Genomic DNA, 8,908 nt, shown 5'->3' with positions numbered 1-8,908 from the left:
AGCACTTCGCAACGCATGAACAGGCGCGTCGACGTGTGTTCTCATTCCTGGAAGGCTGGTACAACATACGCCGCCTGCACAGCAGCATCGGTTATTGCTCGCCGCTCGAATTTGAAAACCTGCATGCGCCACATCAACCGACATCGCATCGCGGGTTGCCCACCGCCGGGCAGCGTCATGGGCGAGAGAAGCGCCCCGCTGCCCGTCCGTGGACAACCCGCTGCTCAACGCCCAATGGAGGCTAAATCACATTCAATCTCTGACTGCAGATCGGTCCGCTGAACCGGGTCAACCTCAGGGTGGTACTTTAGCACCACTTGCAGATACCCCTGTTCGTGCAGATTCTTCCGCACGGCTTCACGGTAGGTTTTGCGAATCAGTTCTAGGTCCGCTTGCGTGGCAGTAGGGCCGTGTGTGGACGAGCGTCAACCCGGATCCGCGACTGGCCTCTTCATCGAGCTGGGCCACGAAGTCGGCGATGAGTTGCTGAGAACGGTTGCTGCCTGTATTTTTGCTGTCGTTGCGCGAGCAGGCGGATTTGTCGCGCGATACGGTGGCGACGAATTCGGAGTCGTGCTGGGCAACGCCTCGCCTGCTGATGCGCAACGTAGCTTCCAGAAGGTAGGTAAAGACGCGCTTACATTTTTACAACCGGACCTATCTTCAACGTGCCTTGTCATGATCTTAAGACTGCGGCCATCGGTTCCCGTGGGACGAAGGCAGCTTTCTTCTGAAGGCGGTTTCGCTCGTGCAGAAAGTCGCTCAACGAAAGCGGCCGGACCGTCGCGCTGTCCCGTCGGCTCAACCTATCGCTTCCTGATCATTGACCAAGGCGAGTGCGCCGCATAACTGTCAGTCATGCTGCTGCGTTCGTCGCTGGCCGCGTCACCCGTTGGTTTGCGTAATTTTGTTCCCGCGGCGGCACCGACAGATGGCGGCTCAGACCCATACCCGAGAACAATTCTACTTCAAGGGATTTTGCGTAAAGTTGTTCCTTCGACGGACTCTTGAAGCAATTTTGTAGCTTTTTCGACGCCGCGACCGGACCTTCGCATGACTAAGCGCTGTCCAACATCGTCACGTCGGCCACCATTAGAGGGCTTCAACTCCACGAAGATAGCCGGTGGTCTGGGTGTTTGCATACGCCGCATGAGCTCGTAGGCGGATTCTCTTGCGACGCTGTCGGGCGCTGCGAAAACGGATGCTGGCGAGGAACGGACCGCGCCGCAGCCAAGTTTATGCTCGCATAAGGGGCTGGGAACAAAATTACGCAAAAAAACGGGAACAAAATTGTGCAAACGAACGACGGCGCTCATTCGAGTCGGCGATATGGCAAATTTGACATAAAAGGAATTAGCAATGATTGAGTAGGAGTCCTGCATAATATTGCTGGCTTGCCTTTGTCAGTCTATTTAACAGCCGTCGAAGAAAACACACATGTTCCGGGTTGGGGTGATCTTGATTTCCCCGCGATTTTCCGGTTGGAACGATGTCGCTCAGTCGTGGCCTTGCGAACTGCCCCCAATAGATATTGACTTTAAATCAAAGGGCTGCTGTCTGCATGCCACGCTAGTGCTTCCTAGCTTTCCGTCAAACCAACAAAATGAGTAATGACGCCGATCTCGATAGCCTCGCAGTCCGGATCGCGCCCCTGATTCAAAAAGGGCGGACCGTTGCCGCCACGACCGGCGACGATCACGCGGGCATCCGAGAACTCGAAATGAAGAAATGACGAGGACCGCGTCAGTTCTCAAAAAACGCCAGACTGTGACGAAATCCGGTCGGCTCCTTCCCTTCAGGCAAACGATGCTTCGAAGCGTCTCCGGAATAGTGCGATGTTTCGAAGAACGATTTTTCTTGCATGATGTTGGTCTTTGAACTCGTCGATATCAGTGATTTAATTGATTCGGTCTTTCGCTGCTTTCTGGAACCGAGCGAGATTCGCAATGCAGCGACCGTGCTGCCCGCAGCGATGCATAGGTGGAAGCGCGTTGACGTCCAGGTCAGCAAGCCGCCGTAGGCGTGCTGGAACTATCAGGTTGCTATCCGCACCGGTCAACCCCCACCACTTTTCGTTGACGCGCGGGCGGCTTCTGTAACGACGGGGAGCGCTCGGTTAGGCGCGGACTGCTCTCGTCGACAGGCGAGCCGGCGGAAAACTGTGACCGATACGTTGAAGGCGTGATTTGCTTTACAGACTTGAATTGACGATTGAAGTTTGCGACGTTGGGAAAGCCGGACCGCGCGGCCACTACTGAGATTGGCAGGGATGTATCGGCGAGCATGCGACACGCGTGTCCAACCCTCACGCGAGTGATGTAGCGGCTAACGCTTTCACCTATATGCTGCACAAAATATCGCGCCAGCGAGCGCTCTGTAACGTTTGCGGCCGAACATAGTTCGGACAGTCTCAGTGGCTCGGCGAATCGCGCGTCGATCATGGCGAGAACACGATTAATTCGCTCGGGTTCATGACCGGTCGGCCCGCTGCGACTGTCATTGAACGCCGTAGGCGATGCCAGTGGTTCGCCCGGCGCATCGGCCAGCGTGCAGAGGATATCAAGGGTTGCGGCGAGGCGGACACGTGCACTATCTGAAAGCAGTTCGCCCAGTCGAGCCTGCATCCCAGCACTCGCCTCCTTTTCAAAGGCGAGTCCGCAGGCGGCGCGCCGCAGCAGCTTTCGCAGCGGTTCATATTCAGGACAGCAGTCCGCAAGCCTTCTGGCCCAATCCCCTTCGAACCATACGACGATGGCGACCTGTTGAGCTGAGGGATCCGCCGATCGATTGGATGCCCAGGTGTGCGGGAGATCCGGCGGGACGAGCACCAGGTCATTGGCCGAATAATCGCTGATTGAGTCGCCGATATAGCGCTTTCCCTGACTGTTTAACGTCAAGGTCAGCTCGTATTCAGGATGGTGATGCCACTCAAATGGAATGCGCGGCAGCCGCCGGTGGTAAACCCGAACCGAGCAGCTTTTTCCAAACTCGACGTGCTCGTACGCTGCTTTCATGTCTGAAATCGCAAAGTGATTGTCTTTATAGTATCACTACCGCCACTCGCGTTGCCCTAAGCTCCTGACATAGCGAAACACACAGGAGACGCATCATGGCATTAGTCGTTAACGACCTTCCGGCCGCCATTCGTCAGGCGAAAAAGGAGCTTCGTGAGCGCCTTCCGAACTATCGGCAAGTATTCGCCGAGGTCGAGGAAGCTATCGTCGCGGAGGCCAACCGGATTGCCGAACTTCGCGGCCGTGGCGAGTCAGTTATCCCCGAAATCCAGTTTTCAGACATCGCGAGTCAGCGGGTGCCTCAGTCCCAGATCGACCTGGTCCGGGCGCGGGGTGCCTGTGTTATTCGCAACGTCTTTGACCGTTCGCTTGCCGAAAGCTGGGATCGCGAGATAGCTGAATACGTCGAGCGTAACGACCTCGACAAGCGGCTTGAGAACAGGGCAGAGGACAAGTACTTCGGGCAACTCGCTTCAAGCAAGCCGCAAATCTATGGCATTTACTGGTCCAAGCCACAAGTGATGGCCCGTCAGGCCGAATCACTTACGACCTCACGGGTGTTTCTGAACAGATTGTGGAAAAGCGAGAGTGAGGGTCGCGTTCACTTCGATCCGGATCACGTTCCCGTGTACGCGGACCGTCTGCGCCGCAGGCCGCCAGGATCAGAGTCGCTTGGACTATCTGCGCATTGCGACGGTGGGTCCGTTGAACGATGGATCGAAGGGAATTTTCACAAGGTCTACCGGCATGTGTTCGACGGCAATTGGCGCCAGTACGATCCGTTTGATGCCGCATATCGCACAGAAGTGGAGGAAATTCCGTCGCCAGCGGTGTGTTCGATGTTTCGAACCTTCCAGGGATGGACCGCATTGACCCCACAGGGACCGGGAGACGGAACGCTTCAACTGGTGCCAATTGCGAACTCGATGGTCTATATCCTGTTGCGCGCGCTTCAGGATGATGTGGCGGAGGACGATCTCTGTGGAGCAATGCCAGGCCGGGCTTTATCCATCAAACAGGAGTATCACGCTCCCTTGTTCAAGGCGCTGTCCTCAATCCCGGAGATGAATGCCGGCGACACCGTGTTCTGGCACAGCGACGTTATCCATGCGGTGGAGGACGAACACAAGGGAACGGGTTATAGCAATGTGATGTATATCGGATCGCTACCCGGGTGCTCCAAAAATGACGAATATCTGCGCCGGCAGCTGCCCAGCTTTCTCGACGGAACGAGTCCCCCGGACTTTGCGCCGGATAACTTCGAAACGGATTTCATCGGGCGTGCGACGGCAGATGACCTTACGCCGCTCGGTAAGTCGCAGATGGGTTTTGGTCTGTAAAAGGCGTTACTTCGCGTTGTGATGTAAACCGGACGAAGCGTGACGAGAGCCATGCTCGCCCGGGAAGTGCGGACGCACATCATACGGGCTGATTTTCCCGCAGGTTCGTTGACAATGCCGGGTCACCGTGATGGGAAAAGATCCGTTGAAGTAAATCAACATAAAAGCGAATAATACAATCAGGATAGCGAATTGATTATGGAAAGCAACGATCAATTTATGGAGAGAGACTCATGAACGAAAGGATTCGTTGGGCGCTGATCGGCGCCAGCACAATTGCTGAAGAATGGATGATCGACGCGATTCGCTCCCAGCCGGACGCGGAGGTTGCTTCGGTCGTAAGCGGTAGCTCAGACCGCGCGCGCGAGTTCGCACAGAAGCACAACATTCCGGCACACTTTACAGAACTTGACGACGTGCTTGCAGATCCGGCCCTAACGGCGGTCTATATCAGCAGCACCAACGAAAAGCATCTGCAACAGGTACTGGCTGCCGCAAAGGCAGGCAAACATGTGCTGTGCGAGAAGCCTCTCGCTTTGAAGGAGGAGGAGGCCGCGCAAATGATCGAGGCTTGCGCGGCATACAACGTCAAACTTGGTACGAACCACCATCTGCGCTGTGCCGCAACGCACCGTAAGATGCGCGAACTCATTTGTGCTGGCGCTATCGGCAAGCCGCTCTTTGCGCGGGTCTTTCATGCGGTCTCGCTGCCGCCGCATTTGCGAGGCTGGCGTATCAGCCGTCCGGACTCGGGGGGCGGTGTAATCCTCGACATATCGGTGCATGACGCTGACACGTTACGGTTCGTCCTCGATGCGGAACCTGTAGAAGTGAGTGCAATGACGTCGACCGGCGCTATGGGAACGGGAGGACTCGCGGACGGCATAATGGGAATCATCCGCTTCAGCAACGGAGTACTTGCACAGATTCATGACGCGTTCACAGTCCCGCACGCATCGACGGGACTGGAAGTGCACGGCACGGAAGGCTCTCTCATAGGTCGCGATGTGATGACGCAGCAACCGATTGGTGAACTGCAGATGCGTACTGCCAGAGGCGTCGAGGTGATTGATATCGACCATCGGAACCTGTACGTAACCGGAGTGGCGCAATTTCATGCAGCGATTCTTCGAGGGGAGAAGCCAGCCGCAGACGGGAACGATGGCTACCGTTCGCTGGTGACGGCGTTGTGCCTCGAACAGTCGGCTGCAACCGGTCGTTCTGTTGCGGTGCCGCCGGATCGCGGCATGTACGGCGCACGTGCTGGAAAGGAGAGCGCGTGATGCATGCTGACGTTGTGATCATTGGCTCCGGCGTTGGCGGCAGCGCGGTTGCATATCAGCTCGCCGGTACCGGTGCGAAGGTTCTTGTTATTGAACGGGGTGAGCATCTCCCCCGGGAAATGCAGAACTGGGACGCGGAGGCGGTGTTTGGCCAGCTGCGGTATCGGACACGCGATACGTGGGTAAATGGGCAAGATCAGCGCTACAGGCCGGGGCAGTACTATTTCGTCGGGGGGCACACAAAATTCTTTGGAGCCGCGATGTTCAGGTTTCGGGAGGCTGATTTCGAAGAGCTGCGCCACGAGGAGGGCGTGTCTCCTGCATGGCCGATTTCCTATCGCGAACTCGAGCCATACTATGAACAGGCCGAGTCGCTATTCGGTGTACGCGGCGCTGCTGGACAGGATCCGACCGAACCACACCGGGCTCATGACTACACACATGGGCCAATACCTGACGAGCCGGTCATTGCGCGCTTGCGCGAGAAGCTGCGCGATCAGGGCCTGCATCCGTTTTTTATGCCGGCTTCCGTTGACTTTGGCAACGGCGGAAAATGTGTGCGCTGTGGCACTTGTGACGCGTTCCCGTGCCGGATCGATGCGAAGGGTGATGCCGAAATCTGTCTCTTGCGACCGGCAGTGAAAAAGGGGGGTGTCTCGTTGCTGACGGGCGCGAAGGTGACCAGGCTCCTGACCGATGCGACGGGAAAGAGAATCTGCAGCGCGATCGCTGAGACGCGCAATGAAACGATAGAAATCACGGCAGACACGTTCGTCCTCTCGGCCGGCGCGATCAACAGCGCGACGTTGCTGCTTGCATCCGCCAATAAAAATTACCCGAAGGGGCTTGCAAATTCTTCGGACGCTGTCGGACGGTTCTACATGAATCACAACTGCACGGCAGTTTTAGGTATCGATCCACGGTCGGTCAACGAAACCCGGTTCCCCAAGACGTTGTCGTTGAACGACTTTTACTTCGGCGGAAAGCATGATTCGTGGCCGCTTGGAAACATCCAGATGCTTGGGAAAATTCGCGCACCGATGCTGCGTGGTGCGCTTCCCTGGGTTCCTTCGAAATTTCTTGACTACCTGAGTCGTCATAGCATTGATCTGTATGCCATGTCTGAGGACTTGCCGAGTCCAGACAGCCGCGTTGAAGTGACGTCATGGGGCCAGATAAAGCTGACATGGAGACGAACAAATTTAAAACCGCACATGAGGCTTGTCGACCGGACGAAGCAACTGCTGAAGCAGGCAGGCTATCCTTTGGTTGTCAGCCGCCGGTTTGGGGACGATACGCCTTCGCATCAGTGCGGCACTGTCCGGTTCGGCAACGATCCGAAGTCTGCACCACTGGACCCATTCTGCAAGGCCTACGATCACGACAACCTGTACGTGGTGGACGCGAGCTTTTTTCCGTCATCCGCAGCAGTGAATCCGGCTTTGACTGTCGCCGCACAAGCGCTGCGCGTGGGAGAACACCTTGGCCGAATGCTGGCATGCGGCAACTTAAGTGTGCCACGCGTCGGCGGTGGATGAACAATAAGCGGCCTTTCTGAAAGCCCCGTTCCAAGATTCGATCCAAGCCGATCGCTACGTCTACGGGCCGGGCAGCGCTGCGTCACTGGAATACGACGCAGCGCCGTTGCCGCGTGATCAACGGTGCGTGTTTAATCTCTCTATGCATGCTTTCAATGGATTTAAGTACTGTCGAAGTTGCGAATTAGGCCTCGCTACTCAAGTATGCGGTCGATAATCTTCTGATTGAGCAGGGAACTCTCAAGCGGAAAACTCACTTCCTGCTTCTCACCGAGCACAGTCCGCGCGAAGTCCTCAACCATGAACTGGTACTGATCGACTTCGTCGAATGTAGTGATATGGGTTTCTCCAGTCCCGTTGTCTCGATGGCGTACCAAGGCTGGCCCGTACACACCGGGATTAAACGGAGCATCGAGGCTTATCCAGCCGCGTGTGCCGTGAAATACCATCTCCTGTCGACGGCCAAGCTGGGTCCCGCAATAGAAATGCATCGTGAAACCGGGAAACTCCATTGTGCAATTCGCATACCGGTCTGTGCCGAAGCACGGATCGATGACGACTTCTGCACGAACGCTCGTTGGTTCCAATCCTGTTGCGAGACGGGCTGTAACAACGGGATAGACTCCAATATCACGCACACCCCCGCCACCTAGTTCAAGATTGTTCTTGAGAGCACGCGGATCGTTGTTGAAGTAAGTGAAGCAACCTTCAACAAGCTTCAGTTCGCCGATTATCCCCTGAGCGAGGCTTTCGCGCATGAACGCCCATTGTGGATGATGCGCGACCATGAATGCTTCTGCGCAGACGAGGCCAGTCACATCGCGCAGTTCGATGAGTTCTTGAACCTCGGTTGCCTGCATCGCAATCGGTTTCTCGCACAGTACGTGCTTCCCAGCAGCAAGCGCTTTCTTGCACCACTCGAAGTGGCTCGCCGTCGGCAATGGAATATAGATTGCGTCGACATCGCTGCTCTCGATCACGTCCTCGTACCGACTGAACACATGGTCGATCTCATGTTTTCGTGCGAACGCATCGGCTCGCGCGACATCGCGACTCGCGACCGCCATCACGCGTGAGTCTGTCGAATGACGCATCGCGGGTACGACGTAGTTGTCGGCAATCTTCGCAGCACCTAACACGCCCCAACGAAGGAAGTGGATCATTGATTGTCTCCGTTTGCTTGAAATTGGATGCTCAGCAGCAGTTCTGCAGGCGCTCGGCGCATACGGCAAGAACGTCTGCGGAGCCCGGCGCCAGCAATCCTGGGCCGAGAAGATCTCCACCTCGACAAGGCCGTCATAGTCGGCAGACTCGACAGCCGTTCGGAGAGCACGCAGGTCGATTTACACCATCACCCATCATTTCGCGATCGAGCAGCATGTCCCGGGTATCGTGTAGCCAGTCACAGACGTGGTAGGCAAAGATGCGTCCCTTATGCCCGGACGGGCAGTTCAAACTCCTCCACTTATGGGCACTTAAATTCCCCCACCCCGTGAAGCAGGACGTGGACGTTATTTAGCTCTCTTTTGTTTTTCGCGCAAGGGTTTCAGCGGCCTCTTTAAGTCGATAGCTGCGACCGTCGAACTCGAGCAGGTGGCAGTGATGCATGAGGCGGTCGAGGATTGTGGTGCTCATCGTGTTGTCGCCAAGGTAAGCGCCCCAGTCCTGGACGACGCGGTTGGACGTCACGACGACGCTGCGACGCAGCTTGTAGCGTTGGTGGATCAACATTT

General features: G+C 56.3%; 8 protein-coding genes. 5 read left to right on the top strand and 3 right to left on the bottom strand.

The window, feature by feature from the left end; translation table 11 throughout:
- A partial coding sequence (locus tag GCT13_RS50330) for an IS3 family transposase (RefSeq protein ID WP_407670898.1) occupies positions 1 to 245 on the top strand: 245 nt, incomplete at its 5' end.
- 169 nt (positions 246 to 414) lie between these two features.
- Positions 415 to 849, top strand: a complete 435-nt coding sequence (locus tag GCT13_RS50745) for a diguanylate cyclase domain-containing protein (protein ID WP_407670965.1) — start codon at positions 415 to 417, stop codon at positions 847 to 849.
- Between the two features lie 1,193 nt (positions 850 to 2,042).
- Here GCT13_RS50745 and GCT13_RS45810 read toward each other — a convergent pair.
- Entirely contained in the window at positions 2,043 to 3,014 is a 972-nt protein-coding gene (locus GCT13_RS45810) for a helix-turn-helix domain-containing protein (RefSeq protein WP_152768232.1), read from the bottom strand.
- A gap of 95 nt (positions 3,015 to 3,109) precedes the next feature.
- Between GCT13_RS45810 and GCT13_RS45805 the strand changes: the two genes are divergently transcribed.
- The 3 genes from GCT13_RS45805 to GCT13_RS45795 all read left to right on the top strand — a co-directional run bounded on the left by GCT13_RS45805 (position 3,110) and on the right by GCT13_RS45795 (position 7,175).
- On the top strand, positions 3,110 to 4,354 hold the full coding sequence (locus tag GCT13_RS45805; RefSeq protein WP_152768231.1) for a DUF1479 domain-containing protein: 1,245 nt from the start codon (positions 3,110 to 3,112) through the stop codon (positions 4,352 to 4,354).
- 233 nt (positions 4,355 to 4,587) lie between these two features.
- Positions 4,588 to 5,637: a Gfo/Idh/MocA family protein gene (locus tag GCT13_RS45800; RefSeq protein ID WP_152768230.1), complete on the top strand. Its 1,050-nt coding sequence runs from the start codon at positions 4,588 to 4,590 to the stop codon at positions 5,635 to 5,637.
- A complete protein-coding gene (locus tag GCT13_RS45795; RefSeq protein ID WP_152768229.1) occupies positions 5,637 to 7,175 on the top strand; it encodes an FAD-dependent oxidoreductase in 1,539 nt (512 codons plus the stop codon). The genes GCT13_RS45800 and GCT13_RS45795 overlap by 1 nt, the downstream gene beginning before the upstream one ends.
- A 194-nt stretch (positions 7,176 to 7,369) precedes the next feature.
- On the opposite strand, the gene GCT13_RS45790 is transcribed toward GCT13_RS45795, so the two are convergent.
- Together GCT13_RS45790 and GCT13_RS45785 are read right to left on the bottom strand one after the other, a co-directional pair.
- Positions 7,370 to 8,338: a Gfo/Idh/MocA family protein gene (locus GCT13_RS45790; protein ID WP_152768228.1), complete on the bottom strand. Its 969-nt coding sequence runs from the start codon at positions 8,336 to 8,338 to the stop codon at positions 7,370 to 7,372.
- A 352-nt stretch (positions 8,339 to 8,690) separates the two neighbouring features.
- Positions 8,691 to 8,908: ATP-binding protein (locus GCT13_RS45785; protein ID WP_193727964.1), on the bottom strand; the 218-nt coding region annotated here is incomplete at its 5' end.

Source organism: Paraburkholderia franconis, from assembly GCF_009362735.1.
GTDB classification, from domain to species: Bacteria; Pseudomonadota; Gammaproteobacteria; order Burkholderiales; family Burkholderiaceae; genus Paraburkholderia; species Paraburkholderia franconis.
The sequence above is the reverse complement of the archived record's forward strand: the minus strand, read 5'-3'. Positions and strand labels throughout refer to the sequence as shown.

Coding starts and splice junctions, on each gene's coding strand:
- GCT13_RS45810 (WP_152768232.1), bottom strand. CDS start 3,014: ATGAAAGCAGCGTACGAGCACGTCGAGTTTGGAAAAAGCTGCTCGGTT.
- GCT13_RS45805 (WP_152768231.1), top strand. CDS start 3,110: ATGGCATTAGTCGTTAACGACCTTCCGGCCGCCATTCGTCAGGCGAAA.
- GCT13_RS45795 (WP_152768229.1), top strand. CDS start 5,637: ATGCATGCTGACGTTGTGATCATTGGCTCCGGCGTTGGCGGCAGCGCG.
- GCT13_RS45790 (WP_152768228.1), bottom strand. CDS start 8,338: ATGATCCACTTCCTTCGTTGGGGCGTGTTAGGTGCTGCGAAGATTGCC.
- GCT13_RS45800 (WP_152768230.1), top strand. CDS start 4,588: ATGAACGAAAGGATTCGTTGGGCGCTGATCGGCGCCAGCACAATTGCT.